Source organism: Chitinivorax sp. PXF-14 (genome assembly GCF_040812015.1).
Taxonomy (GTDB): domain Bacteria; phylum Pseudomonadota; class Gammaproteobacteria; order Burkholderiales; family SCOH01; genus JBFNXJ01.
Window position 1 is genome coordinate 119,483 of sequence record NZ_JBFNXJ010000010.1, and the last position, 25,616, is coordinate 145,098.

The following is a 25,616-nucleotide window of genomic DNA, read 5'->3' on the forward strand; positions in this document are numbered from 1 at the left end:
GTTACGGGTTCAGCGCCGGTATCCACATTTCCACGATGCCGGGCGTGGTCTTGTCGGCGAGCCGCTCCAGGCGTTGCACGCGCGGCACGATGCCCTGGCTCTCCAGCTCCTGGCCTAGCCACACCGCCATCGTGCTGGCCGCCTCGCGGTCACTGTCATAGTAGTAGCGCACCTCGGCCGCGCTGACGGGCACCGTCACCTTTTCACTGCCAGGCACCTTGTAGCCCCGCTTGCGCAGCTTGTCGATGATGGCCTTGACGCGCGGCTGGTCGCGCGCTGCCACATATTGCACGTAAACCGTGGTCCTGGCGTTGAGCTGTTCGTCCGACAGCTGGCGGGCCTCCTGCCAGCTCTCGCGCGTCGCGTCCGGCGTCGCGCTGTCGCGCATCAGGCCATCGAGCAGGCGGGCGGAAATCTCCGGCGGAAACGTCGACAGGATCACGGCGCGCATCTGCCGCACATCATGTTCCTCGCTCGAAAAGATCTGCGCCTTGTTCTTCAGCAGGAAATCGCCAAGCCGGAGCTGCCAGTCGCGCTCATCCTTGATGCGTTGCAGCTCCAGCTCCTTGTCCTTCTGCGTCTGTGCCACCGCCTCGGCCTTGGCCTTCTCGATCTCGGCGATCTTGAACTGCGAATAGGAGAACACCGTCGTCATCGCCGATGCCGCAAAGGTCAGGATCGCCGCCGAGTGTTTGGTGAACAGGCCCTCGCGCGGCGCGGGGGATGGGGCATCGTCGCTCACGGCGGTCTCCTTCTTGCGCCGAAATCAACAGGCGGTCGGGCCCGATCGGCACAGGCTCTGATTGAGTTCTAGACCAGATGCCGCCCAGCTGCCCGCCGGCCGCATACGTCATGGCCTATACTGGGGAACCAGCCCGGCGACAGCGCGTCACACCCGTCGTCATGGCCACGGGCAGCCCCGCCGCTGCCCGCCGGCAAGCCCCCTATCCAACAGGAGATTCACCATGTCGCTGACTTTCTACGCGGGCTCGGGCTCGCCCTTTTCCTGGCGCGTGTGGCTGGCGCTGGAGCACAAACGCGTGGCCTACAGCCTGAGCATGCTGAGCTTCTCGGAGGGCGACCTGCAACGACCAAGTTTTCTCGCGCTCAATCCGCGCGGCAAGGTGCCGACCATTGTCGACGGCGATTTCGTGCTGTTCGAATCGGCGGCCATCGTCGAATACCTCGACGAGGCCTACCCCGACACGCCGCTGTTCCCCGGCGACGCTAAGCAGCGCGCCACGGTGCGGCGGCTGGTGCAGGAGGTCGACAACTATCTCGACCAGGCCGTCGAGTCCGTGCTGGGCGAGCTGCTGTGGAAACAGGGGCTGCCCGACCAGGTCAAGGTGGATGCCGGCTGCGCGGCGATACGCAAGGAGCTCGCCTATTTCGAGCGCTGCCTGAGCCAGGACTTCCTCGCCGGCCCCTTGTCGGCGGCTGATTTCGCACTGTATTCGATCCTCGCGCTGGCGCTGCGCGTCGAGCAGAAGCGCCATCCCGACCTCGGCGTGAGCGCGGCCATGGGCCCACGGCTCAAGGCATGGAAGGCGCGCATCGAGGCGCTGCCGTATTTTGCCGCGACCTACCCGCCGCACTGGCGCGAGGCTTGATCATGACCGATGCACAGGCAGTACTCGATTTCTGGTTCGGCCCGGCCGCTGAGCCCGGCTACGGCCAGGCCCGGCCACAGTGGTTCCGCAAGGATGCGGCGTTCGACGCGGAGATCCGCCGCCGCTTCGGCGAGCTGCATCGCCAGGCCGTGGCGGGCGAGCTCGACGGCTGGGAGGCCGGGCCGACAACGCTGTTGGCGCTGATCGTCGTGCTCGACCAGTTCTCGCGCAACCTGTTCCGCGACGATGCGCGGGCCTTCGCCGCCGATGCGGCCGCGCGAGCCGCCGCCGAAAAGATGCTGGAACGGGGCTGGGACAGCGCACTGCTGCCGGTGCAGCGCGCTTTCGTCTACCTGCCTTTCGAGCATGCCGAAGACCTGGCCGCCCAGGCGCGCTCGGTGGCGCTGTTCAGGCAACTGGCGGCCGAGCCGGGCGACGACGGCTACCTCGATTTCGCGCTGCGGCACCAGGCCGTGATCGAGCGTTTTGGCCGCTTCCCGCATCGCAACCACGCCCTGGGCCGGCAATCGAGTGCTACGGAGCTGGCCTTCCTGGCCGAGCCCGGCTCGTCGTTCTGACAGTGCGGCGGTGTCGCATCAGGCCGGGCAGGGCTCCCTGCCATGGCACGCCAGGCGCCGGCTCAAGGCCCGCCAGTGCGCAAGGCGGGTGAGCGCATTTTCGATGCGCTGGACGATACGGCCTGCCGTTACGAAAAGCTGCAATGAGCACCGAAAGGAAAAAGCCGTGCCGCCCAAGACGGGAATCGGGCAGCACGGCTGGGCGACGCACGCCGGGGCGCGTGCGCTTACAACGCTTTGAGGCGCTTGGCCTGGGTCAGGTAGAAATTGCGCAGGTAGTCGTTGGACGTCAGGTTGCGCAGGAAGTCACCGCTGCCGATCACGTCCCAGTGGTCCGCCTGCATGAAGCCCAGGTAGTTCCACTTACCCTTCACCGCCGTACCGTTGTAGTCGACCAGCGGCGCGCCGAATGGCGCTTTCATGCTGTAGGTGTTGACCACGCCATCGTTCTGCAGCCATGCGCTGCCATAGTTGCGGTAGGCGCCCATGCCAGCCGCGAACGGCGCCAGCACAAGGTTGGTGCTCAGGTCCGGCAGCTGGTTGCCGGTGAACAGCTCCCTGAAAGTGGTGCCGCTGGTGTAGGAGAAGTAATAGACCTCGGGCGAGGTTTTCACCCACTGGTTCAGCGCCGCAGCACCCTCCGGGCTCAGGTCGTACAGCGCGACATCCTTGCTGCGCCAGATCGGCGAAGACCACACGCGGTTCCAGTAACTGGCCTGGGTTTCGCCCGGCTGGCGCTTGAGGCCCCACTGATCGAGCTTGAAGTCGTAGGGCAGGCCCTCCGCGCCGGATGCGCCAAGGAAGGCCGCCACGCCCTTGAGCAAGGTCTTGGCGAACTCGTTGAAGTTGGTCAGCCTGCCAAAGGTCGTGCCATTGTTGGCGCCCGCTATCGTGGTGTTCGAGCGGACCCAGTCCTTGCCACCCATGAACAGCTCTGCCGTACCGTTGCCGGTGGCCGTGCGCTCGTCGGCCGAGCCGTTGCGCAGCAGCTCGATCAGCAGATTGGAGGTCTGCGCGCCCTGGCTGTGCGAGATCAGGTGAATGCGGTGGGTGCTGTCCCACTGCGGGTCGAGCGCCGAGTAGCAACGGCCATATCGGGCATGACCATGTTTGGCGGCATGGGCGGCACCGTAGTCCACGCACCCGCCCTTGATCTGATAGTAGGCCTCGACGGCGCGATCCCAGTTCGAGCTGGTCGGGCCCATGGCCACCGTGTAGGTCATGTAACCCTGGCCCTTCAGGTATTCCTGCAGGTCGAGCGTGCCGCCCCAGTGCTTGTAGCCGAACACCTCGTCGCGGCCCCAGCCACCAAAACCGTGCACCAGCACGATGGGATCATCATTTGCCGCCTGCGCCACCGGCACGATCAGCGCGCCCGCCACCAGTAATGCATTCAACCATTTGTTCATGTTCACTCCTCCTGACCTTGATGTGTTCTCTTCGATAATGTTGTTATGACGCTCTCGACTTGCGCGAAAGTGAACACAGCTTAATCAGGTTAGAGTATTAACTCAAGACAAAACGAACAAATATTGACTTTGTTTTCGCTTATTAATCATCGCGTTACGGTGTTTGCATGCGAAATATTACATAAATGTGTCGGCGACCTCTCCCCGTTCGCACTCGGCGCGCTCGGGAAAACCCATTGAATATCAAGCTCATGTTTAGTGCCATTGCTCTAATTTTTTAATGGGAGGCCACCTTCCAGACGTGCCGTCAAACGCATGCCAATCCGTCGCCGTCAGCGCGACAGCCTGCATACGGCAGCCGGATCGTTTTCGCACATCGGGGCCGGCACGGCTTGGCAACCGCCGTGCCTCGACGCACTGGCGTCATATGCATATGCAAAAGCATTCTTTGTTGATGGCGCATGATCGGTTACAGTGGCGGACTGGAAATTTGCGAGGTGTGGCGCTGTCGCACTAAGCACTTGTTAATTTGGACTTAATTGGCGGAACGCTTGCCCCGTATGACCCTGATCAGTGACACGAGGCTGACTCACCTCAAGCAATTGGAAGCAGAGTCGATTCATATCATTCGCGAAGTCGCGGCCGAATTCGAAAACCCAGTGATGCTGTATTCGATCGGCAAGGACTCGGCAGTCATGCTGCACCTCGCGCTCAAGGCCTTCTATCCGGGCAAGCCGCCGTTCCCGCTGATGCACGTGGACACCACCTGGAAGTTCCAGGAGATGATCAAGTTCCGTGACGAAATGGCGAAGAAGCACGACTGGAAGCTGATCGTGCATGTGAACGAAGAAGGCGTGAAGGCCGGCATCAACCCCTTCACCGCCGGCTCCGCCAAGCACACCGACGTGATGAAGACCGAGGGCCTGAAGCAGGCGCTCAACAAGTACAAGTTCGACGCGGCCTTCGGTGGCGCGCGCCGCGACGAGGAAAAGTCACGCGCCAAGGAGCGCGTCTACTCCTTCCGCGACAAGAACCACCGCTGGGACCCGAAAAACCAGCGCCCCGAGCTGTGGAACATCTACAACTCCAAGATCGACAAGGGCGAGAGCATCCGCGTCTTCCCGCTGTCGAACTGGACCGAGCTCGACATCTGGCAATACATCTACCTCGAGAACATCGACATCGTGCCACTGTATTTCTCGGCCGAGCGCCCGGTGATCGAGCGCGATGGCACGCTGATCATGATCGACGACGATCGCATCCTGCAGTACCTGAGCGCGGAAGAAAAAGCCCGCATCCAGAACAAATCGGTGCGCTTCCGCACGCTGGGCTGTTACCCGCTCACCGGCGCCGTCGAATCGACCGCCGCGACGCTGCCCGAGATCATCCAGGAAATGCTGCTGACCAAGACCTCCGAACGCCAGGGCCGCGTGATCGACCACGACTCGGCCGGCTCGATGGAGAAAAAGAAGATGGAAGGCTATTTCTAGCCCAGCGCGGATCGGGCTCTAGCCCGACCCACGGTAGCCCGGATGGCGCGTAGCGGAGTCCGGGTTCGCAAGCAAACAAGTGAGCAATGCCCGGAAGCAAGCCTAGCGCCCCCATCCGGGCACCCCAGCCGGACCAAAGACACATGGCACACCAATCCGACCTGATCGCCAACGACATCCTGGCGTACCTGAAGCAGCACGAGAACAAGGATCTGCTGCGCTTCATCACCTGCGGCAACGTGGACGACGGCAAGTCGACACTGATCGGCCGCATGCTGCACGACTCGAAGCTGATCTTCGAAGACCAGCTCGCCGCGATCCAGCGCGACTCGCAGAAGTACAACACCACCGACGAAGAAATCGACCTGGCCTTGCTGGTGGACGGCCTGCAGGCCGAGCGCGAGCAGGGCATCACGATCGACGTGGCCTACCGCTACTTCTCGACCGACCGCCGCAAGTTCATCATCGCCGACTGCCCGGGCCACGAGCAGTACACGCGCAATATGGCGACCGGCGCCTCGACCAGCAACCTCGCCATCATCCTGATCGACGCGCGCCGTGGCGTGCAGACGCAGACGCGCCGCCACAGCTACATCGTCAGCCTGCTCGGCATCAAGCACGTGATCGTCGCGATCAACAAGATGGATCTGGTCGACTTCAGCGAAGACATCTACAACGCCATCCGCGCCGAGTACCTGCAGTTCGCCGAGCAGCTCGCCATCCCCGACATCCATTTCGTGCCGATCTCGGCGCTGCGCGGCGATAACGTCGTCAATGCGTCGACGCAGGCGCCGTGGTATCAGGGCCCGACGCTGATGTCGCTGCTCGAAACGGTCGAAGTCGACCAGGACGTGCACCTGAACGCCTTCCGCCTGCCGGTGCAGTACGTCAACCGCCCGAACCTCGATTTCCGCGGCTTCTGCGGCACCGTCGCCGCCGGTGAAATCCACCCGGGCGATACCGTGGTGGCGCTGCCCTCGGGCAAGTCGAGCAAGGTCCGCGCCGTGGTCACCGCCGATGGCGAGCTGCCGCGCGCCTTTGTCGGCCAGGCCGTGACGCTGACGCTCGAAGACGAAATCGACGTGTCGCGCGGCGACATGATCGTCAAGGCCAACGAGACGCAGCCCAATGTGTCGAATGCCTTCGACGCTCATATCGTGTGGATGAACGAAACCCCGCTGCAGGTCGGCAAGGAATACGCCTTCAAGCTCGCCGGCAAGCAGGTATTCGGGCGTATCGAGCGCATCCTGCATCGCGTCGACGTCAACTCGCTGGCCGAGTCCGATGCCGAACAGCTCGCGCTCAACGAGATCGGCCTGTGCCGCATCAACGTCAACGCGCCGGTGGTGTTCGACTCCTACCGCGAGAGCCGTGGCACCGGCAGCCTCATCGTGATCGACCGCCTTTCCAATGCCACGGCGGGTGCCGGCATGATCAGCGCCGCCGCGACAGCCACCGCCGCATCGGCCGACCTCGATGAGCTCGCCCGCCTGCGCGCGTTCGAAGTCGAGCTCAATGCCCTGGTACGCAGGTACTTCCCGCACTGGGAGGCAAAGGATATCGCCAAACGGCTGTAAGCCTGTCCCGCCGCACCGACGCCCGCCCGGACAACCGCGCGGGCGTTGGCTTTTGGGCGTTCAGAAACAATTCAGTTTGATTACGGATAATAGGCCCCATACCAACACAACCCTGTCCCGATTTCGACAGGAAGGAGAACAGCATGAACAAGTCAGCCATGATTGGCGCCCTGGTGGGCGCAGGCGTGGTCCTCGCGGGCGGCTCGGTCGCCGGCTACGCGGTGATGAAGCAGGCCGAACCCAAGTTTGCCGATGTCCTGGCCGTTTCCCCGGTCAAGGAAACCGTCAAGACACCGACCGAACAGTGCCGCAACGTCAACGTGACGCACAGGAAGCCGGTCAAGGATGAGAACCGCATCGCCGGCACCGTGCTCGGCGGCGTGCTCGGTGGCGTGCTCGGCCACCAGGTCGGCAACGGCCGCGGCAATGATGTCGCTACCGTCGTCGGTGCGGCGGCAGGCGGCTACGCCGGCAACCAGGTGCAAAAGAACATGCAGCACAACGACACCTACTCGACCAGCGAGAAGCGCTGCAAGACCGTCGATGAAAGCAGCGAGAAGGTCGTCGGCTACAACGTGAAGTACAAGCTCGACGGGCAGATCGACACCATCCACATGGATCACGACCCGGGCAGCCGCATTCCGGTCAAGGATGGCCAGCTGGTACTCAGCAAGAACGAGGCCGAGGTCGTCCAGAAGTAAGATCGAGGCCCCCGCCCACCGCGGTGATGGCCTGCACGCCAATACCGGCGCGCCTTCCCGAGGCGGCGGGAGCCGCGCCGGTATTGCTTTTCAGCGCCGCACGAGCCAGGTCAGCGCGCCCTCGCCAGCCGCCCGGCCGGTTGCGAAACAGGCTGTCAGCAAGTAGCCACCTGTCGGCGCCTCCCAGTCCAGCATTTCACCGGCGCAGAATGTGCCCGGCAGCGCGTTGAGCATCAGCCCGGCATCGAGCGCCTCGAAGCGCACACCGCCGGCGCTGCTGATGGCCTCGTCGAGCGGCCGGGTGGCGCGCAGCGTGACGGGCAGCGCCTTGATCGCGGCCGCCAGGCGCTCGGGGTGGGCAAAATCCTCTTTCGACACACATTCGCGCAGCAGCCCGACCTTCACACCAGTCAGCCCGAGCCGGCTCTGCAAGTGGCTCGCCAGCGAGCGCGAGCCTCGCGGATGAGCGACTTCGGCCAGCACGCGCGCGGCATCCCAGGCCGGCAGCAGGTCGAGCTCGATCGTGGCCGAGCCTTCGGCCGCGATGCGGTCGCGCAGTGCCGCGGAAAAGGCGTAGACCAGGCTGCCCTCGATACCGGTTGCGGTCACCACGAATTCACCCTGGCGGTAGCGACGCTCACCGGCCAGGTCGGGTAAGGCAAGCGCAACATTCTTGAGCGGCGCGCCGGCGAACTTGTCGCAAAAGAAGGGGCTCCAGCCCACATCGAAGCCGCAGTTGGCGGGCATGAGCGGTGCGATGTCGACGCCGCGCGCCGCGAGCAGCGGCACCCAGCCACCGTCGGAGCCCAACTGCCGCCAGCTGCCGCCGCCGAGCGCGAGCACCGTCACATCGGCATGGACAGTCGATTCGCCTTTGCCGGCGGCGAAACGCAGCGCACCGTCGTCGGCCCAGCCCAGCCAGCGGTGCCGCACATGGATACTCACGCCAGCCGTCCGCAGCCGGTGCAGCCAGGCGCGCAGCAGCGGCGCCGCCTTCATCTCGGTCGGGAACACGCGGCCCGATGAGCCGACGAAGGTCTCGATGCCGAGCGCGTGGATCCACGCGCGCAGCCGTTCGGCAGAAAAGCGCTCGAGCAAGGGTGCCAGTTGCGGCGCACGCTCGCCATAGCGGCCGATGAACGGCGCCTGCGGCTCGGCATGCGTGATGTTCATGCCGCCGACACCAGCCATCAGGAACTTGCGCCCGACAGACGGCATGGCGTCGTACACCTCGACCGCTACCCCGCCCTGGCTCAGCACCTCGGCCGCCATCAGGCCGGCCGGCCCGGCGCCGATGACGACGGCGTGCGGACGGGGAGTGGAGTCGCCGCTCATCGTGCGCAAATCAGGCGTTGTAGCCAAGGTTGGGCGCCAGATCGCGCTCGGCCTGCGCCAAGCTGACCTCGCGCCGCTCGGCATACGCCTCGACCTGATCCTTGTCGACCTTGCCGACCGCAAAGTACTGGCTCTGCGGGTGGCTGAAATAGAAGCCGCTGACGGCCGCCGTCGGCAGCATCGCGTAACCTTCGGTCAGCGTCATGCCGATGCTGTTGGCGTCGAGCAGGCGGAATAGATCGCTCTTCGCCGTATGGTCCGGGCAGGCCGGGTAGCCCGGCGCCGGGCGGATGCCGACGTATTTCTCGTCGATCAGCTCGTCATTGCTCAATGTTTCATCGCCGACATAGCCCCACAGCTCGGTGCGCACCTTGGCGTGCATCAGCTCGGCGAACGCCTCGGCGAAACGGTCAGCCAGCGCCTTGCACATGATCGCGCTGTAATCGTCGTTGGCGGCCTCGAAGCGCGCCACGTGCGGCTCGATGCCCAAGCCCGCGGTGACGGCGAAGGCGCCGAGGTAATCCTGCTTGACCGACGATTTCGGTGCGACAAAGTCGGCCAGACACCAGTTCGGCTTACCCTCGGCCTTGGCGTTCTGCTGGCGCAACGTGTGCCAGGTCATCAGCCTGGCACCGGTCGCCGGGTCGTAGACTTCGATGTCTTCACCATGCACCGAATTGGCCGGGAACAGCCCAACCACGCCGTTCGCCGTGAGCCACTTCTCGTCGATGATCTGCTTCAGCATCTTCTGCGCGTCGGCGAACAGGTTGCGCGCCGTCTCGCCGACGATCTCGTCCTGCAGGATGCGCGGGTATTTGCCGAACAGCTCCCAGGCATTGAAGAACGGGCTCCAGTCGATGTAGTCGGCAATTTCGGCCAGCGGATAGTTTTCGAACTTGATCGTGCCGAGCTGCTTCGGCTTCGGCGGCGTGTAGTTCGCCCAATCAACCTTGAACGCATTGTCGCGCGCCTTGTTCAGCGGCAGCAGCGGCGCCTTCTCGCGGTTGGCGTGGATGGTGCGGATGTTTTCGTACTCGGCCGCAACCTTCTTCACGAACTCGGGCTTCAACTCGTCCGACAACAGGTTGGCGCACACGCCAACGGCACGCGACGCATCCGGCACATAGACCGCCGGGCCTTGATAGTTCGGCGCAATCTTCACTGCCGTGTGCACCTTCGAGGTCGTCGCGCCGCCGATCAGCAGCGGGATGTCGAAACCCTGCCGCTCCATCTCCTTCGCCATATGCGCCATTTCTTCGAGCGACGGCGTGATCAGGCCGGAGAGGCCGATGATGTCGGCGTTATGCTCGCGCGCCGCATCGAGAATCTTCTGTGCCGGCACCATGACGCCGAGGTCGAACACCTGGTAGTTGTTGCAACGCAGGACCACTCCGACGATATTCTTGCCGATGTCGTGCACATCGCCCTTCACTGTTGCCATCACGATGCGGCCCTTGGCCGGCGCATCCTTTAGCCCGAGGCGGATCTTCTCTTCCTCGATGAACGGCTCCAGATGCGCCACGGCCGCCTTCATCACGCGCGCCGACTTCACCACCTGCGGCAGGAACATCTTGCCCGAGCCGAACAGGTCGCCGACATGGTTCATGCCGTTCATCAGCGGGCCTTCGATCACATTGATCGGCCGCGGCACGGACAGGCGCGCCTCTTCGGTATCCTCGACGATATAGGTCGTGATGCCTTTCACCAAGGCATGCGTGATGCGCTCCTGCAGCGTGCCCGATCGCCAAGTCAGATCCTCACCTTGAGCTTGCGTCGCATCGCCCTTGAACTTCTCGGCCAATGCGATCAAGTGTTCGGTCGCATCGCTACCATCCTTTGGCGTGCGGTTCAGCACCACATCCTCGATGCGCTCGCGCAGCTCTTCCGGCACTTCCTCGTACACTTCGAGCGCGCCGGCGTTGACGATACCCATCGTCATGCCCTGCTTGATCGCGTGGTACAGGAACACCGCGTGGATCGCCTCGCGCACCTTGTTGTTGCCACGGAACGAGAAGCTCACGTTCGACACACCGCCCGAAATCTTCGCGTGCGGCAGGTTCTGCTTGATCCAGCCCGTCGCGCGGATGAAGTCGAGGCCGTACAGCGCGTGCTCCTCGATGCCGGTGGCGATCGCGAACACGTTCGGGTCGAAGATGATGTCTTCCGGTGGGAAGCCGACTTCGTTGACGAGGATGTCGTAAGAGCGCTTGCAGATCTCGGTCTTGCGCTCGTAGGTGTCGGCCTGGCCCGTCTCGTCGAAGGCCATCACGATCACCGCCGCGCCGTAGCGGCGCACCAGCCTGGCTTGATGCACGAAGGCGTCCTTGCCTTCCTTGAGCGAGATCGAGTTGACGATGCCCTTGCCCTGCACGCACTTGAGGCCGGCTTCGATCACGCTCCACTTCGAGCTGTCGATCATGATCGGCACGCGCGAAATATCCGGCTCGGCGGCGATCAGGTTCAGGAACGTCACCATGGCCTTGTGGGCGTCGAGCATGCCCTCATCCATATTGATGTCGATCACCTGTGCGCCGTTCTCGACCTGCTGCCGCGCCACTTCGAGCGCAGCCGGGTAGTCACCAGCCAGGATCAGCTTGGCAAACGCACGCGAGCCCGTCACGTTGGTACGCTCGCCGACGTTCACGAACAGGTCGCCATCGCCGATATTGAACGGCTCCAGGCCGGACAGGCGCGCCTTGTGCTCGATTGCCGGCAGCTGGCGCGGCGAGATCATCGCCAGCGTGTCGGCCATCGCGCGGATGTGGTCCGGCGTGGTGCCGCAGCAGCCGCCGACGATGTTGACGAAGCCGGACTCGGCCCATTCCTTCACCTGCACCGCCATATCCTGTGGCGTCAGGTCATAGCCGCCGAAGGCGTTCGGCAGGCCCGCGTTGGCGTGAACCGACACAAAAGCGCTGGAAACGCGCGCGATTTCCTCAACGTAAGGGCGCAGCAGATCCGGCCCCAGCGCGCAGTTCAGGCCCATCGACAGCGGCTCGGCGTGCGACAGCGAGTTGTAGAAGGCTTCGGTCGTCTGGCCCGTCAGCGTGCGGCCCGATTGGTCGGTAATTGTGCCCGAGATCATGATCGGCAGCTCGATACCGTGATCGTCGAAATACTGCTTGATCGCGAACACGGCCGCCTTGGCGTTCAAGGTGTCGAAAATTGTCTCGACCAGCAGCAGGTCGGCGCCGCCATCGACCAGGCCGCGAATCGCTTCGGTGTAGGCCGTCACCAGCTCATCGAAGCTGATGTTGCGGAAGCCGGGGTCGTTGACATCGGGGCTGATCGAGCAGGTGCGGTTGGTCGGCCCAAGCACGCCGGCGCAGAAGCGCGGCTTCGATGGATTCTTTGCTGTTTCCGCCTCGCACAGCTGCTTCACCAGCTTCGCCGATTCGAAATTCAGCTCGTAGACCAGTTCCTCCATGTCGTAATCGGCCATTGCGACCGATGTACCGTTGAAGGAGTTGGTTTCGATGATGTCCGCGCCCGCATCGAGATAGGCCTGGTGGATCTCGGCGATGATCTTGGGCTGCGTCAGCACCAGCAGATCGTTGTTGCCCTTGAGGTCGGAGGGCCAGTCCTTGAAGCGCTCGCCGCGGTAGGCCGCCTCGTCCAGCCTGTAGCGCTGGATCATCGTGCCCATGCCACCATCGAGGATCAGGATGCGGTCGGCAAGCAGGTGTTTCAGTTCAACAGTGCGGTTCACGGGCATGGCGGCGGGCTCGAGTGTTGCAAATGGATGAAAGCCGATGATTTTAGCATGTGGCGGCACGTCCCTGCCGCGATCGCGGCCCGGCGCCCGCCAACCAGTCGGACAATATCGTTTCGATACCGCTCAACTCCGCGCCGGGCGCCGATAAGCGGCAATTGACAGGGGGGGGCCCGTGTACCATGCTTTTAGCAAAGAAGGCCTATTGGAGATCGATCATGGAACTGTACGGCCAATGGCCCTGGCTGGCTGCCACGCTTTGCCTGCTGCTGATTGTCGGGCTGCTCTACCGCAAGCGTCGGGGACAGGGCGATCACTATGGCGCCATGAGCAAACTCGATCTGGTGGCCGAGGCCGAGATCCTGCTCCACTACCAACGCTATGCCGAGGCCGGCAAGCTGCTCAAGGTCGAAATCGACAAGCACCCAGGCAATCTCGATGCCAAGCTGCTGATGCTCAAGGTACTGGCCAAGCAGAACATGCGCATCGAATTCGAATTGCTGGCCCGCGATGTCTATCCGCAGCTGATCGAATCGAACCTGCTCGCCTGGGAAAAAGTCGCCAAGCGCGGGCGCAAGCTCGACCCGGCCAACCCGCTGTACCAGCCGCACGCCATCGAACAGCACGCATGATCGTCTACCTGCATGGCTTCATGTCCGGGCCCGGCTCGTACAAGGCCATGCAGTTTCGTGACTACATGCGCCAGCAGGCGCGGGAACACGAATACGCCTGCCCCAAGCTGCCGCCCTACCCGGGCCAGGCCATCCAACAGCTCGAGGGCTGGCTCGCCACGCTGGCGGCGCCTCTCTGCCTGATCGGCAGCTCGCTCGGCGGCTACTACGCGCTCTGGCTGGCAGAAAAATTCGCCTGCAGGGCCGTGCTGGTCAACCCGGCCATCCGCCCCTACGACGATCTCGCCCGCTACCTGGGCCCGCAGGTCAGCCCCTACACCGACGAGGCCTTCACGCTGGCACCGTGCCACATCGACGAACTGAAGGCGATCGACGTGCCGCACATCACGCATCCCGAGCGCTACTGGCTGCTCAGCCAGACCGGGGATGAGGTGCTCGACTATCGTCTGGGCGTGGAAAAGCTCGCGGGCGCTCGGCAAACCGTCATCGACGACGGCGACCACAGCTTTCAAGGGTTTGAGGCATTCATTCCCGCGATTGACGCCTTCGCCCACACCTAAGCGATTGATCTTGCATGAAACCTGGCCCTTGCACTATTCATAAGAAAACCATCATGTAAGTGCATGAGCCGCGGATGGAGTGGCGAGGTATGGCAGACAATCAAGTACAGGTCGATGTCTCGGTGTTCATGGCATCGTCCATCCATGACATGAAGAATTCGCTGAGCCTGCTCAGCGGCATGCTGGAGAAGTTTCTCGGTGATCTGTCACCGCAGACCTTCGACGGATATTCGCAGATGGCGCAGATGCTGTACGAGGTCCAGCGCGTCAACGGCAACCTGATCCAGCTGCTCACGCTCTACAAGCTCGGCAATGAGCTCTACCCATTCGATGCCGCCCCGCACGAGATGTCGGGTTTCGTTGCCGACGTGGTGGCGCAGAACGAGGCGCTGTTTGCATCGAAGTCGATCACCCTGACGATCGATGTCCCCGAGGAGCTCGTCTGGCACTTCGACGAAGACCTGGTCGCCGGCGCCATCAACCAGGCCATGAACAACGCGGCCAACTATACGCATGACCGCATCGCCCTGATCGTGCGCCAGTCCGGCGACGATATCGAAATACGCGTCGAGGACAACGGCAAGGGCTACCCCGCCGCGATTCTCGCCGCACCCGACGCACTCGCGCGCGGCGTCAATTTCGCCACTGGCAGCACCGGGCTCGGCCTGCACTTCGCCCATGTCATCGCCAGCCTGCACCGTAACTGCGGCCGCCATGGCACGGTACATCTCGAAAATGGCGGCAGCCTGGGCGGCGGCTGTTTTGTCCTGACCCTGCCCTGAGCCCCCCAACCGTGTGAGGTTGAAGCATGTCCCACGCTGGATTGCCCAATTTTGCCGACCTCCGCTTCCTGATCGTCGATGACTTCCATGGCATGCGCAGCATGCTGCGCGACATGCTGCGCGACGCTGAGGCGAAGCACATCGACACCGCCATGCACGGCACCGAAGCGATCGGTCTGCTGCGCAATCACAAATACGATGTGGTGCTGTGCGACTTCAACCTCGGTGATGGTAAGAACGGCCAGCAACTGCTCGAAGAGGCCAAGATCACCCATCTGATCGGCCCCGCCTGCGCCTGGATTATGATCACAGCGGAAAAGACCACCGAAGCCGTGATGGGCGCCGTCGAATACCAGCCGGACGGCTACCTGCTCAAGCCGATCACGGCGGCACAACTGCAGACGCGGCTCGAAAAGATCTGGGTGAAGAAGCGCGCCTTCCAGGAAATCGACCGTGCGCTCTCCGCCAAGGACTACCTGGCGGCAATCCACCAGTGCGATCAGCGCATCGCCATCGACAAGGTCAATGCGTCGGAACTGATGCGGCTGAAGAGCCAGCTGCTGCTCACCATCGGCGACACCGACCGGGCGCGCGCGCTGTACGAGCAGGTGCTGGCGCAGCGCGACCTGCCCTGGGCCAGGACCGGCTTGGCCAAGGTACATTTCCAGGCGGGCGAATACGATCAGGCAGCCGGCCTGTTGCGCCAGGTCATCGACGAGAACCGTGCCTACCTAGAGGCCTACGACTGGCTCGCGCGCACGCTGCAGAAGCAGGGCGACGTGCAGGAAGCAGCGCAGGTGCTGGAGCGCGCCGCCAAGCTCTCGCCGAATTCACCCGAGCGGCAGAAGAACCTGGGCGAGCTCGCGCTGCTGCGTGGCGACGTCGAGGCAGCGGAAAAGGCCTTCCGCAAGAGCATGGTGGTTGGCGAGCACTCGGTGCTGAAAACGCCGGATGCCTATCTCGGCTATGCGCGCGTCTGCAGCAAGAAGCAGCAGCCGGGTGACGCGGTCAAGGCGCTGGGCGTGCTGCAGAAGCATTTCGACAGCGATGAGGTGAGGCTGCGCGCCAAGGCGACCGAAGGCATGGTCTATCGCGACAACCACGACGAGGCCAAGGCCCGCCAGGTCGCGCAGGAAGTCGTTACGCTGCTGGAGAACAGCGAAGGCAAGGCGTCAGGCAAGGCTGGTCTGGAGGCAGCGGAACTGCTGCTGGCGACCGGCAACAAGGACGCAGCCGTGTCGCTGCTGCAATCGGTCGTCCGCAACAATCACGACGACCAGGACCTCGTCGGCAAGGTGCAACAGGCCTTTGACAGCGCGGGCATGGCGGAAGAGGGCGCGCGGCTGGTCGCCAGCTCACGCAAGGAAGCAGTCGACATGATGAATACCGGCGTGTTGCTGGCGCGCGAGGGCAAGCTAGGCGAGGCCGTCGAGTGGATGCGCAATGCACGCGCAGCCATGCCGTCGAATGTGCGTGTCCTGTTCAATTTCGCCCACGTGGCGCTGATGTCGCTGCAGAAGCAGGGGCATGACGAAGCGCTGGTGCGCGAGGTCAGGCTCGCGCTGAGCCAGGCCAACAAGCTGGCACCGGGCGACAAGCGCCATGCCCAGCTATCGAGCCAGCTGGCCAGTCTGGGTTAGGTGGCAGCACCTGGTATGGCGGCGCGCATTGCCTCGGGCACCGGCACGCTGCCGCCATTCACGTAATCCACCCACACCAGCACGGCGTGGCCGGTGGCGTAGAGCGTCTCGGTGTCGCCCTGCACGCGGAACTCGTGATCGATCTTCATGCTGCTGCGCCCGATATGGGTAACGAAAGTGTGGACCTCGACGACAGCCGGGTACACGATCTCTTTCTTGAAGTCACAGCTGATATGCGCGATCACCGGGCCGGTGGCTTGCGGGTTGATGCCGCAGCCGTGGCTGTCGAGCCAGTCGAGGCGGGCCTGCTCCATGTAACGGAAGTAATAGGTGTTGTTGAGATGCCCGAGTGCATCCATATCCCCCCAGCGCATGGTGATATGGGCGATATGGGCGGGGATACGGTTGGCGTGTGTCATTGATAGGTCCTGGGTCTCGGCTCGGCAACGAGTGTAACCGAATTCACCGTCGCCTTGCTGCGGTGCGCCATCGGCTTTCGCAAGCGTCGCGCGGCCCAAGTCGGCTATAATTTGCCGCTTTTGTTCAAACAGTTGGGCTCGATGAACGTATTTTACGAAGAAGACGGCGGCTTCAAGGTCGGTAGCGTGATGCAGGCAGCCGAAGCGTCCTACCAGGTCGAGGCAGTCAGCGGCAAGCGCTCGAAGATCAAGGCAGCCAACGTGCTGCTCAAGTTCGAACGCCAGGCACTGGCCGAATTCCTGCCGCAGGCCGAGGCCGCCGCAGACGACATCGATAGCCAGTTCCTATGGGAATGCTGCGGGCCCGACGAATTCGCATTCGACGCCCTGGCCGAAGAGTATTTCGGCCACGCGCCCAGCGCCACCGAGGCCGCCGCCGTGGCCATCCGCCTGCATTCGGCCCCGATGTACTTCTACAAGAAGGGTAAGGGCCGCTACAAGGCAGCACCGGAAGAATCGCTCAAGGCTGCGCTCGCTGGCATGGAGAAGAAACGTCTGCAGGCCGAGCAAATTGCCCGCCAGGCCGAGCAGCTGGCGCGTTTCGAGTTGCCCGATGGCTTCCAGCCGCTCGTCATGCAGCTGCTCTACAAGCCGGACAAGAACAGTCTCGAATACAAGTCGCTCGATCAGGCCTGCCAGCAGCTGCAGCTGTCGCCCTTGCGTCTGATGGAAAAGTGCGGCGCGCTGCCGAGCGCGCACGACTACCACCTGCAACTGTTCCTGCTCGAATACTTCCCCAAGGGCATCGGCTTCCCCGATATCCCGCCGGCACCGGTCGCCGACGAATTGACGCTGGCTGATGCGGAAGCGTTCAGCCTCGACGACTCGAGCACAACCGAGATCGACGATGCATTCACCGTCAAGCGGCTGGACAACGGCCATTGGCGCATCGGCGTCCATATCGCCGCGCCCAGCCTTGGCATCCTGCCGGAGACACCGCTCGACCAGCTGGTGATGAACCGCCTGTCGACCGTCTATTTCCCCGGCAACAAGTACACGATGCTGCCCGACGAGGTGGTCGGCCACTTCACGCTGCAGGAAGGCACGACCTGCCCGGCGGTATCAATGTATATCGAAATCGACGATGCCTTCGAGGTCATCGCCACCGAGAGTCGCGTCGAACAGGTCAAGATCGCCGCCAACCTGCGCAACGACGTGCTCGAAGCGCACTTCAACGACGAGACGTTGGCCAACGGTAGCGACGGCGACTACGCATTCAAGGCTGAACTGCGCCTGCTGTGGCAATTCGCCTGCGCGCTGGAGAAACGCCGCGGCAAGTACGACCCAACCCGCCCGCCGCAGGTCGATTACAACTTCCACGTCGAGGACGACCGCATCCGCATCACCACGCGCAAGCGCGGCGCGCCGATCGACAAGCTGGTGTCGGAGATGATGATCTTCGTCAATTGCGAGTGGGGGGCATTGCTCGGCGCCAAGAAGGTCCCTGGCATTTACCGCGCTCAGCAGAACGGCCGCGTGCGTATGACCACGAGCCCCGCACCGCACCAGGGGCTCGGCGTGCCGCAATACGCCTGGTCCAGCTCGCCGCTGCGCCGCGCGGTCGACCTGATCAACCAGCGCCAGATCGTGTCGGTGCTGCGCGACGAGCCGCCGGTCTACCCCAAGGGCAGCGCAGTGCTGTTCGAGGCGATGCGCGACTTCGACGCCACCTACAACGCCTACCTCGACTTTCAGGACCGCATGGAGCGCTACTGGTGCCTGCGCTGGCTCAAGCAGGAAAACGTCGTCGAACTGGGCGGCACGGTGCTGCGCGACGGCCAGACGGTACGCCTCAACGGCCTGCCGCTGACCACCAAGGTAGCGGCCATGCCGGAGCTCGGCCCCGGTACGCGCGTGGACCTGCTGATCGGCGAGCCCGACTACCTGAGCCTGGAGCTCGACTGCAAGTTCAAGCAGGTGCAGGCCGCCCCAGCCGAGGCGCTGGTGGAAGAAATCGACGACGAGCACGCGCACATCGATGCGGATGATCTCAGCGATGGCGAAATCGAAGCGCCCACCGAGGCAGCCTCATCCGATCAGGCGACGGAAGGCGAGGCGAGCGTGTGACAAGCGCTCGCTTTTTGCCTAGAATCGTTCGTTTAGGACAATGTCTTTAGATTGTTTGCTACCGTGCTGAATACGCTTCGCCTGCCCGAAGGGCCCGACCGCTCCGGCTTTTACCTGAAAGTCGCGCTGGGGGTATCGATCGCGGCCCATGCCGTGCTGCTGTCGGTAAAATTCGTCTACCCCGAGCTGAAAAAGCTGTCCAGCACCATGCCGCTCGACATCATCCTGGTGAACAGCAAGAGCCAGTCGGCACCGCTCGACCCGCAGGTGCTGGCACAGGCCAATCTCGACGGCGGCGGCAACACCGACGAGAACCGCCGCATCAAAACGCCGCTGCCGCTGCAGAAGGATGCCGACATGGCGCAGGAGCAGCAGCTCGAACAAAGCGTCAAGAAAGAGCGCCAGCTCGAAACCGAGGCGCAGAAGCTGATGACGCAGATGCGTTCCAAGCAGGCGATGCCTCAGCCCGACCAGAAAACGCGCCCGCAGCAGGAGCAAAGCGAAGGCCAGGATACGCAGGAGCTGGTACAGAAGAGCCTGGCCATGGCCCGCCTCGAAGGCCAGATCAGCAAGGATTGGGACTCCTACCAGCAGCGGCCGCGCAAGATGTTCATCGGTGCGCGCGCACGCGAGACCTATCAGGCACGCTATGTCGAAGACTGGCGCATGAAGATCGAGCGCATCGGCACCAACCTGTTCCCGGAAGAAGCCAAGCGCCGCAAGATCTACGGCTCACTGCAGATGACGGTCGAGATTCGTGCCGACGGCAGCATCGCCAATGTCGAGGTCAACCGCAGCTCAGGCCACAAGGTGCTCGATGAGGCGGCCAAGCGTATCGTCTTCCAGGCCGCACCGTATGCGACCTTCCCGCCCGAGCTGCGCAAGCAGGGCGACATCATCAGCATTACGCGCACCTGGAGCTTTACCACCGCCGATCAGCTGGTCGGTGGTGACTAGGCACAGGCTACGGCATGCAACCATGAAAAAACCCGTCACCTTGGTGACGGGTTTTTCTTTACCGGCCAGCGTGGCCGACTGCCGACAATCAGCCCTGGAGCTTCTTCTTCAACAGTTCGTTGACTTGGGCCGGGTTGGCCTTGCCCTTGCCGGCCTTCATCACCTGCCCCACGAGCGAGCCGAACACCTTCTCCTTACCGCCGCGGTATTCCTCGACCATGGCCGGGTTGGCCGCCAGCACCGAATCGACGATGGCTTCGATCGCACCACTGTCGACCTGCTTCAGGTCGAGCTCGTCGATCAGCAGGTCGGCCGACTTGTCGGACTCCCACATCGCCTTCATCACATCCTTGGCACCCTTGTTGTTGATGGTGCTGTCGGTGATGCGCTTGATCAGGCCAGCCAGGCGCTCGCTCGACACCGGGCTCTCGGTGATGTCCTTTTCCTCGCGGTTCAGCGCCGCCGACACATCGCCCATGATCCAGTTGGCTGCAAGCTTGGCATCGGCGCCAGCCGCCACAGTGGCTTCATAGTAGGCCGCCAGCGCCTTGGTCGCGGTCAGCGTGCGTGCGTCGTATTCCGTCAGGCCGTATTGCTCGACGAAGCGCTGCTTCATCGCAGCCGGCAGCTCGGGCATCTCGCCCTTGACCCGTGTAATCCAGTCGTTGTCGATATACAGCGGCAGCAGGTCCGGGTCGGGGAAGTAGCGATAGTCGTGCGCGTCTTCCTTGGTGCGCATCATGCGGGTCTCGCCGGTATCCGGGTTGAACAGCACGGTGGCCTGCACGATCTTGTTGCCGTCCTCGATCTGCTCGATCTGCCACTGCACCTCGTAGTCGATCGCCTGTTGCAGGAACTTGAAGCTGTTGAGGTTCTTGATCTCGCGCCGCGTGCCGAATTCCTTCTGCCCCTCGGGGCGGACGGAGACGTTGGCATCGACGCGGAAGCTGCCCTCCTGCATATTGCCGTCGCAGATGCCGAGCCAGGTCACCAGGCTGTGCAACGCCTTGGCATAGGCAACCGCTTCGGCCGACGAGCGCATTTCGGGCTCGGACACGATCTCGAGCAGAGGCGTGCCGGCGCGGTTGAGGTCGATGCCGGACATGCCGTGGAAGTCTTCATGAAGGCTCTTGCCGGCATCTTCCTCGAGGTGGGCACGGGTCAGATTGATCACCTTCTCGTGCTCGCCGACCTGGATCGCGATCGTGCCGCCCTCGATCACCGGCAGCTCAAACTGGCTGATCTGATAGCCCTTGGGCAGGTCGGGGTAGAAGTAATTCTTGCGCGCGAAGATCGATTTCTGGTTGATCTTCGCGCCGATGGCGAGGCCGAACTTGATCGCGCGCTCGACCGCGCCACGGTTCATCACCGGCAGCACGCCGGGTAGCGCGATGTCCACCGCGCAGGCCTGGCGGTTAGGCTCGGCGCCGAAGGCAGTCGAGGCGCCCGAAAAGATCTTCGATTGGGTCGATAGCTGGGTATGCACTTCCAGGCCGATGACGACTTCCCACTTCATGTCTGTATTCTCTCTCGCAACAATTATTCGGCGCTGCGCTTGAACGTCGCCAGCAGCGCCCCGGCACCCACGAACAGGCTGCCGAAAGTCCGGTTCATCCATTTGATATGGTGCGCCTCGCGCAGGGCGCTCAGCACGCGGCTCGCCAGCAGCGTGTAGCCGCTCATCACTACCACATCGGTAAACATCAGTGTGCCGGCGCAGATCAGGTATTGCTGCGCCTGCGCCGCATGGGGGTTGATGAACTGTGGCAACACGGCCAGCATGAACACGATCCCCTTGGGGTTGCTGGCGTTGACCAGAAACCCTTCCACCACCAGCTGCCGGGGCGTATGCCCGCCCTCGTCATGAAACTCGATCGGCTGCGGCTCCGCGCGCCATTGCTGGATGCCGAGCCAGACCAGATAGACCACGCCCAGCCACTTGATCACCATGAACGCATGCTGGCTCGCCGCCAGCACCGCCCCCAGGCCCGCCGCCACGATCGCGATCAGGAAGATCACACCGAGCTGCAGGCCGAAGATATTCCACAGGCCCTTGCGGTAGCCGTAGCGCATGCCCGTGCTCATCGACTTGATGGCGCCCGCGCCGGGCGACAGGCTGATGAGCCAGCTCGCGACGAAGAAGGCGATCCAGGTTTGCTGCGTCATGCTGTCTCCGATCCGTCCGCTGCGGCGCGGTACCAATAGCGATAATGGGTGTCGAAGCCAAAGCTACGATACAAGGCCACGGCCGGTGCATTCGCCACCACCACCTGCAGGTAGCCATGGTGTGCGCCGCGCTGCGCGGCCCAGCCCAACATCGCAGCTACCACCCGTCGACCTAGCCCCCGGCGGCGCAGCGCAGGATCGGTCACGACATCGAACAAACCCACCCAGCCGTGCTGGATCACCGCCAGCCCGATCGCCACGACCTGCCCCGCCTCGCTCAATGCGAAACCGCTGCTGGCCACGGGCAGACGCGACAACATGTCGCGCACGATGCCCAGTTCAACATCGGACTCGCCCATCAGGCGCTGCCGCGCACGCAACCAGTCTTCGTCGAGCGCCGGCATGGCCGCCACCTCGGTCGACAGTCCGAACTCGGCCGGTAAAGCCGCGACCTGCACCAGCGTCGGGTCAAGCACACGATACCCACGCGCCGCCAACAGCGGGTCCAGCTGCGGCGGCGCCACCTGCTCGGCCAGCTTGAACAGCGGCCTCAATCCCCAGTCCCGATAAACCGCCTCGCAGGCGACTACGGTCAATTCCATCTCCTGCACGCCCGTGTACAGGGGCAGCACCGAGTTGGCATGCTTGCGTAGCCCTGGCTATGCCTCAGCACCCAGCCGTCGACCAGCCTGCAATCGAGCGCAGGCAGCGCATTGGCCGACCACTCCTCGATGTCGCGCGGTGAAGGCAGCCTTTGCGAGCTCAGATGGCCGGCTTCCGCTCATGCCAGTCTGTCACCTTTTGGAACTGGTGTGCCACATTGAGCATGCGCGCTTCCGCGAAATAGTTGCCGACGATCTGCATGCCCACCGGCCGGGCATTGGCGCCGAAGCCCACCGGCACGCTCATGCCGGGCAGGCCGGCGAGGTTGATCGCCAGCGTGTAAATGTCGGCGAGATACATCGCCACCGGGTCGTCGGCCTTCTCGCCGAGATTCCATGCCACGGTCGGCGCTACCGGCCCCATGATCACGTCGCACTGCTTGAACGCCTCCTGGAAATCCTGGGCGATCAGGCGGCGCAGCTGCTGGGCCTTGATGTAATAGGCGTCGTAGTAGCCATGCGACAGTACATAGGTGCCGACCATGATGCGGCGCTTGACCTCGGTGCCGAATCCCTCGGCCCGCGTCTTCATGTACATGTCCTTGAGGTCGCCATACTCGGCGGCGCGGCGGCCATAGCGCACGCCGTCGAAGCGCGACAGATTGCTCGATGCTTCGGCGGGCGCGATCACGTAGTAGGAGGCGATGGCCAGGCGGCTGCGCGGCAGGCTGACCTCGACCACTTCGGCACCGAGCTTCCTGTACTCGGCCACGGCGGCGTCGATCGCGCTGGCTACGTCGCCTGCCAGGCCATCGCCGAAGTATTCCTTGGGCAGGCCGATGCGCAGGCCGTTCAGTGGTTGTTCAAGTTCGCGCGTGTAGTCTTCGGCGGGCTTTTCCAGGCTGGTCGAATCGCGGCAGTCGAAACCGGCCATGGTGTTGAGCAGCAAGGCACAATCTTCCGCCGTCCTGGCCATCGGGCCGCCCTGATCGAGGCTCGACGCATAGGCGATCATGCCGTAACGCGAGACGCGGCCGTAGGTCGGCTTGATGCCGGTGATGCCGCAGAACGCGGCCGGCTGGCGGATCGAGCCGCCGGTGTCGGTGCCGGTCGCAGCGGGTGCCAGGCGGGCCGCCACGGCAGCCGCCGAGCCGCCCGAGCTGCCGCCGGGCACCGCGCCGAGGTCCCACGGGTTCCTGGCCGCGCCGTAGGCACTGTTCTCGTTGGTCGAGCCCATGGCGAACTCGTCCATGTTCGCCTTGCCGAGTATCACGCTGCCAGCGACATTGAATTGTTCGATGACATGCGCGTCATAGGGAGAGACGAAATTCGACAGGATCTTCGAGCCAGCCGTGGTCAACCAGCCCTTGGCGCAGAAAATATCCTTGTGCGCAATCGGGATGCCCGTCAGCGGCCCGGCCTGGCCCGCGGCAATGCGCGCGTCCGCCTGGCGCGCCTGCGCCAGCGACTGCTCGGCGTCGATGGTGATGAAGGCATTGAGCTGCGGATTGAGGGCCGCGATACGGCCGAGATAGGTTTGCGTCAGCTCGACGCTCGATACCTGCTTGGCCGCGAGTGCGGCCGACAATTGTTTCAGGCTGGATTCGATCATTTGGCAATACGTGATGGATGGCGCAGGGGCAGACGACCGGTCTCGATCGCCAGCGGGAATCGCTTATTCGATGACTTTCGGGACCAGATACAGGCCGGTTTCGACCTGCGGCGCCACGGCTTGGAAGGCCTCGCGCCGGTCGGTTTCGGTGACCAGGTCGTCGCGCAGCCGCAGGTAGACATCCTGTGCGTGGCTCATGGGTTCGACCCCGGTCGTATCGACGGCCTGCATCTCCTCGATCAGGCCGAAAATACCATTCAACTTGCCAAGCACCTGCTCGGCCTCCGACTCGTTCACCTGAAGGCGCGCCAGCACGGCAATGCGCTTCACGTCATCGATGGAAAGGGACATAAATTCCTCTTATGACAGCTTTAATAGTGCAATGCCAATAAGGTATCATACACCGTTTGATTGACCCAAGCGCCGCCACGCCACGAGCCCAGCGCTCGCCCCGATGCCGCAAGAGACGCCTACGCGCAGACCGGCACACTCATCCAGGCTTGGCGGACCCAGTGTCACCATCATTTTGGAACAATTCGACCGGCATCGAGCCCAAGCACAGACCATGGCCCTCGGTGCCCTGTTTAGTCTCACGATCAGATTTCAGCGGAAAATTCTCACATGCTTCGTTCCCTCAGCGGTTACTTCTCGAATGACCTGGCCATTGACCTTGGCACGGCCAATACCCTGATCTACGTTCTCAGCAAGGGCATCGTGCTCGACGAGCCATCCGTCGTATCCATCCTGCAGGAAGGCGGCCCGAGCGCCAAGAAACACATCCTCGCCGTCGGCCTTGAGGCCAAGAAGATGCTGGGCCGTACACCAGGCTCGATTTCGGCGATTCGCCCAATGAAGGACGGCGTGATCGCCGACTTCACCATCACCGAGCAGATGCTCAAGCAATTCATCCGCAAGGTCAGCCCGTCGCGCCTGTTCTCGCCCAGCCCGCGCATCGTCATCTGCGTGCCGTGCGGCTCCACCCAGGTGGAACGTCGCGCGATCAAGGAATCGGCACTCGGCGCCGGTGCCCGCAAGGTGGCGCTGATCGAGGAGCCGATGGCCGCGGCCATGGGCGCGGGCCTGCCGGTCGAAGAAGCCACCGGCTCGATGGTAGTGGACATCGGCGGCGGCACCACCGAAGTCGGCGTGATCTCGCTGGGAGGCATCGTTTACAGCAGCTCGGTGCGTGTCGGCGGCGACAAGTTCGACGAATCGATCATCAACTACATTCGCCGTAATTACGGCATGCTGATCGGCGAAACCACCGCAGAAGAAATCAAGAAGCGCATCGGCTCGGCCTTCCCCGGCGCCGAGGTGCGCGAGATGGAAGTGAAGGGCCGCAATCTGGCCGAGGGTATTCCACGCTCGTTCACGATCTCGTCCAACGAAATCCTCGAGGCATTGACCGAGCCGCTCAACCAGATCGTCTCGGCAGTGAAACAGGCACTGGAACAAACCCCGCCGGAGCTGGGTGCGGACATCGCGGAAAAGGGCATGGTACTGACCGGTGGCGGCGCGTTGTTGCGCGACATCGATCGCCTACTGATGGAAGAAACCGGGTTGCCCGTGATTGTCGCGGACGACCCGCTGACCTGCGTGGTGCGCGGCTCGGGTAAGGCACTGGAGAAGATGGACACGGTCGGCAGCATCTTCACCAACGACTAAGCGTTCATTTCAATACAATAAGCCCGCCGGCCTGCTGGCCGC

Annotated in this window: 22 protein-coding genes; 12 read left to right on the top strand and 10 right to left on the bottom strand. The window is 63.3% G+C overall.

Going from position 1 to position 25,616, the window contains the following annotated elements:
- Nucleotide 1: 1 nt before the first annotated feature.
- Nucleotides 2–742 (bottom strand): hypothetical protein, encoded by a 741-nt coding sequence (locus ABWL39_RS13320; protein ID WP_367791871.1) that lies wholly within the window; start codon nucleotides 740–742, stop codon nucleotides 2–4.
- Between the two features lie 223 nt (nucleotides 743–965).
- On the opposite strand from ABWL39_RS13320, the gene ABWL39_RS13325 reads away from it, so the two are divergent.
- Complete coding sequence (locus tag ABWL39_RS13325) at nucleotides 966–1,610, top strand: glutathione S-transferase family protein (protein WP_367791874.1); 645 nt, start codon at nucleotides 966–968, stop codon at nucleotides 1,608–1,610.
- 2 nt (nucleotides 1,611–1,612) lie between these two features.
- Nucleotides 1,613–2,188 (top strand): DUF924 family protein, encoded by a 576-nt coding sequence (locus ABWL39_RS13330; RefSeq protein ID WP_367791877.1) that lies wholly within the window; start codon nucleotides 1,613–1,615, stop codon nucleotides 2,186–2,188.
- A 227-nt stretch (nucleotides 2,189–2,415) separates the two neighbouring features.
- Here the strand turns inward: ABWL39_RS13330 and ABWL39_RS13335 are convergent, their stop codons facing one another.
- On the bottom strand, nucleotides 2,416–3,597 hold the full coding sequence (locus ABWL39_RS13335; RefSeq protein ID WP_367791881.1) for an esterase/lipase family protein: 1,182 nt from the start codon (nucleotides 3,595–3,597) through the stop codon (nucleotides 2,416–2,418).
- Nucleotides 3,598–4,157: 560 nt separating this feature from the next.
- Here ABWL39_RS13335 and cysD point away from each other — a divergent pair.
- The 3 genes from cysD to ABWL39_RS13350 all read left to right on the top strand — a co-directional run bounded on the left by cysD (nucleotide 4,158) and on the right by ABWL39_RS13350 (nucleotide 7,365).
- Nucleotides 4,158–5,087, top strand: a complete 930-nt coding sequence (gene cysD / locus ABWL39_RS13340; protein WP_367791884.1) for a sulfate adenylyltransferase subunit CysD — start codon at nucleotides 4,158–4,160, stop codon at nucleotides 5,085–5,087.
- A gap of 143 nt (nucleotides 5,088–5,230) precedes the next feature.
- Nucleotides 5,231–6,664 (top strand): sulfate adenylyltransferase subunit CysN, encoded by a 1,434-nt coding sequence (gene cysN, locus ABWL39_RS13345; protein WP_367791887.1) that lies wholly within the window; start codon nucleotides 5,231–5,233, stop codon nucleotides 6,662–6,664.
- Between the two features lie 143 nt (nucleotides 6,665–6,807).
- Complete coding sequence (locus ABWL39_RS13350) at nucleotides 6,808–7,365, top strand: glycine zipper 2TM domain-containing protein (RefSeq protein WP_367791890.1); 558 nt, start codon at nucleotides 6,808–6,810, stop codon at nucleotides 7,363–7,365.
- A 90-nt stretch (nucleotides 7,366–7,455) separates the two neighbouring features.
- On the opposite strand, the gene ABWL39_RS13355 is transcribed toward ABWL39_RS13350, so the two are convergent.
- Nucleotides 7,456–8,700, bottom strand: a complete 1,245-nt coding sequence (locus ABWL39_RS13355; RefSeq protein WP_367791893.1) for a TIGR03862 family flavoprotein — start codon at nucleotides 8,698–8,700, stop codon at nucleotides 7,456–7,458.
- Nucleotides 8,701–8,710: 10 nt separating this feature from the next.
- A complete protein-coding gene (metH, locus tag ABWL39_RS13360) occupies nucleotides 8,711–12,415 on the bottom strand; it encodes a methionine synthase (protein WP_367791896.1) in 3,705 nt (1,234 codons plus the stop codon).
- A 215-nt stretch (nucleotides 12,416–12,630) separates the two neighbouring features.
- On the opposite strand from metH, the gene ABWL39_RS13365 reads away from it, so the two are divergent.
- The 4 genes from ABWL39_RS13365 (at nucleotide 12,631) to ABWL39_RS13380 (ending at nucleotide 16,026) form a co-directional block, all read left to right on the top strand.
- A complete protein-coding gene (locus ABWL39_RS13365) occupies nucleotides 12,631–13,044 on the top strand; it encodes a FimV family protein (protein WP_367791899.1) in 414 nt (137 codons plus the stop codon).
- Nucleotides 13,041–13,604, top strand: a complete 564-nt coding sequence (locus ABWL39_RS13370; RefSeq protein ID WP_367791902.1) for a YqiA/YcfP family alpha/beta fold hydrolase — start codon at nucleotides 13,041–13,043, stop codon at nucleotides 13,602–13,604. The genes ABWL39_RS13365 and ABWL39_RS13370 overlap by 4 nt, the downstream gene beginning before the upstream one ends.
- 89 nt (nucleotides 13,605–13,693) lie before the next feature.
- Nucleotides 13,694–14,386, top strand: a complete 693-nt coding sequence (locus ABWL39_RS13375; RefSeq protein ID WP_367791905.1) for a sensor histidine kinase — start codon at nucleotides 13,694–13,696, stop codon at nucleotides 14,384–14,386.
- 26 nt (nucleotides 14,387–14,412) lie between these two features.
- Complete coding sequence (locus ABWL39_RS13380) at nucleotides 14,413–16,026, top strand: tetratricopeptide repeat protein (protein ID WP_367791908.1); 1,614 nt, start codon at nucleotides 14,413–14,415, stop codon at nucleotides 16,024–16,026.
- On the opposite strand, the gene ABWL39_RS13385 is transcribed toward ABWL39_RS13380, so the two are convergent.
- Nucleotides 16,023–16,445 carry an acyl-CoA thioesterase gene (locus tag ABWL39_RS13385; RefSeq protein ID WP_367791912.1) on the bottom strand — a complete coding sequence of 141 codons (423 nt, stop codon included), beginning with the start codon at nucleotides 16,443–16,445 and terminating at the stop codon, nucleotides 16,023–16,025. The two genes, ABWL39_RS13380 and ABWL39_RS13385, sit on opposite strands and share 4 nt — an antisense overlap.
- 141 nt (nucleotides 16,446–16,586) lie before the next feature.
- Between ABWL39_RS13385 and ABWL39_RS13390 the strand changes: the two genes are divergently transcribed.
- Together ABWL39_RS13390 and ABWL39_RS13395 are read left to right on the top strand one after the other, a co-directional pair.
- Nucleotides 16,587–18,572 carry a ribonuclease catalytic domain-containing protein gene (locus ABWL39_RS13390; RefSeq protein WP_367791915.1) on the top strand — a complete coding sequence of 662 codons (1,986 nt, stop codon included), beginning with the start codon at nucleotides 16,587–16,589 and terminating at the stop codon, nucleotides 18,570–18,572.
- Nucleotides 18,573–18,635: 63 nt separating this feature from the next.
- Nucleotides 18,636–19,529 (top strand): TonB family protein, encoded by an 894-nt coding sequence (locus tag ABWL39_RS13395; RefSeq protein WP_367791918.1) that lies wholly within the window; start codon nucleotides 18,636–18,638, stop codon nucleotides 19,527–19,529.
- Nucleotides 19,530–19,617: 88 nt separating this feature from the next.
- On the opposite strand, the gene gatB is transcribed toward ABWL39_RS13395, so the two are convergent.
- The 5 genes from gatB to gatC form a co-directional block, all read right to left on the bottom strand.
- Nucleotides 19,618–21,045 (bottom strand): Asp-tRNA(Asn)/Glu-tRNA(Gln) amidotransferase subunit GatB, encoded by a 1,428-nt coding sequence (gene gatB / locus ABWL39_RS13400; protein WP_367791921.1) that lies wholly within the window; start codon nucleotides 21,043–21,045, stop codon nucleotides 19,618–19,620.
- A gap of 23 nt (nucleotides 21,046–21,068) precedes the next feature.
- Nucleotides 21,069–21,695 (bottom strand): homoserine/homoserine lactone efflux protein, encoded by a 627-nt coding sequence (rhtB, locus tag ABWL39_RS13405; RefSeq protein ID WP_367791924.1) that lies wholly within the window; start codon nucleotides 21,693–21,695, stop codon nucleotides 21,069–21,071.
- On the bottom strand, nucleotides 21,692–22,297 hold the full coding sequence (locus tag ABWL39_RS13410; RefSeq protein WP_367791927.1) for a GNAT family N-acetyltransferase: 606 nt from the start codon (nucleotides 22,295–22,297) through the stop codon (nucleotides 21,692–21,694). Before ABWL39_RS13410 ends, rhtB begins: the two co-directional genes overlap by 4 nt.
- 160 nt (nucleotides 22,298–22,457) lie before the next feature.
- Nucleotides 22,458–23,909: an Asp-tRNA(Asn)/Glu-tRNA(Gln) amidotransferase subunit GatA gene (gene gatA / locus ABWL39_RS13415; RefSeq protein ID WP_367791930.1), complete on the bottom strand. Its 1,452-nt coding sequence runs from the start codon at nucleotides 23,907–23,909 to the stop codon at nucleotides 22,458–22,460.
- A 63-nt stretch (nucleotides 23,910–23,972) separates the two neighbouring features.
- Complete coding sequence (gatC, locus tag ABWL39_RS13420; RefSeq protein ID WP_367791933.1) at nucleotides 23,973–24,260, bottom strand: Asp-tRNA(Asn)/Glu-tRNA(Gln) amidotransferase subunit GatC; 288 nt, start codon at nucleotides 24,258–24,260, stop codon at nucleotides 23,973–23,975.
- Nucleotides 24,261–24,530: 270 nt separating this feature from the next.
- On the opposite strand from gatC, the gene ABWL39_RS13425 reads away from it, so the two are divergent.
- A complete protein-coding gene (locus tag ABWL39_RS13425) occupies nucleotides 24,531–25,574 on the top strand; it encodes a rod shape-determining protein (RefSeq protein ID WP_367791936.1) in 1,044 nt (347 codons plus the stop codon).
- The last annotated feature ends 42 nt before the right edge of the window (nucleotides 25,575–25,616 follow it).

Coding starts and splice junctions, on each gene's coding strand:
- ABWL39_RS13375 (WP_367791905.1), top strand. CDS start 13,694: ATGGCAGACAATCAAGTACAGGTCGATGTCTCGGTGTTCATGGCATCG.
- ABWL39_RS13330 (WP_367791877.1), top strand. CDS start 1,613: ATGACCGATGCACAGGCAGTACTCGATTTCTGGTTCGGCCCGGCCGCT.
- ABWL39_RS13335 (WP_367791881.1), bottom strand. CDS start 3,597: ATGAACAAATGGTTGAATGCATTACTGGTGGCGGGCGCGCTGATCGTG.
- gatB (WP_367791921.1), bottom strand. CDS start 21,045: ATGAAGTGGGAAGTCGTCATCGGCCTGGAAGTGCATACCCAGCTATCG.
- ABWL39_RS13370 (WP_367791902.1), top strand. CDS start 13,041: ATGATCGTCTACCTGCATGGCTTCATGTCCGGGCCCGGCTCGTACAAG.
- ABWL39_RS13390 (WP_367791915.1), top strand. CDS start 16,587: ATGAACGTATTTTACGAAGAAGACGGCGGCTTCAAGGTCGGTAGCGTG.
- gatC (WP_367791933.1), bottom strand. CDS start 24,260: ATGTCCCTTTCCATCGATGACGTGAAGCGCATTGCCGTGCTGGCGCGC.
- ABWL39_RS13385 (WP_367791912.1), bottom strand. CDS start 16,445: ATGACACACGCCAACCGTATCCCCGCCCATATCGCCCATATCACCATG.
- ABWL39_RS13355 (WP_367791893.1), bottom strand. CDS start 8,700: ATGAGCGGCGACTCCACTCCCCGTCCGCACGCCGTCGTCATCGGCGCC.
- ABWL39_RS13350 (WP_367791890.1), top strand. CDS start 6,808: ATGAACAAGTCAGCCATGATTGGCGCCCTGGTGGGCGCAGGCGTGGTC.
- ABWL39_RS13365 (WP_367791899.1), top strand. CDS start 12,631: ATGGAACTGTACGGCCAATGGCCCTGGCTGGCTGCCACGCTTTGCCTG.
- rhtB (WP_367791924.1), bottom strand. CDS start 21,695: ATGACGCAGCAAACCTGGATCGCCTTCTTCGTCGCGAGCTGGCTCATC.
- ABWL39_RS13410 (WP_367791927.1), bottom strand. CDS start 22,297: ATGGAATTGACCGTAGTCGCCTGCGAGGCGGTTTATCGGGACTGGGGA.
- metH (WP_367791896.1), bottom strand. CDS start 12,415: ATGCCCGTGAACCGCACTGTTGAACTGAAACACCTGCTTGCCGACCGC.
- cysN (WP_367791887.1), top strand. CDS start 5,231: ATGGCACACCAATCCGACCTGATCGCCAACGACATCCTGGCGTACCTG.
- ABWL39_RS13325 (WP_367791874.1), top strand. CDS start 966: ATGTCGCTGACTTTCTACGCGGGCTCGGGCTCGCCCTTTTCCTGGCGC.
- cysD (WP_367791884.1), top strand. CDS start 4,158: ATGACCCTGATCAGTGACACGAGGCTGACTCACCTCAAGCAATTGGAA.
- ABWL39_RS13425 (WP_367791936.1), top strand. CDS start 24,531: ATGCTTCGTTCCCTCAGCGGTTACTTCTCGAATGACCTGGCCATTGAC.
- ABWL39_RS13380 (WP_367791908.1), top strand. CDS start 14,413: ATGTCCCACGCTGGATTGCCCAATTTTGCCGACCTCCGCTTCCTGATC.
- gatA (WP_367791930.1), bottom strand. CDS start 23,909: ATGATCGAATCCAGCCTGAAACAATTGTCGGCCGCACTCGCGGCCAAG.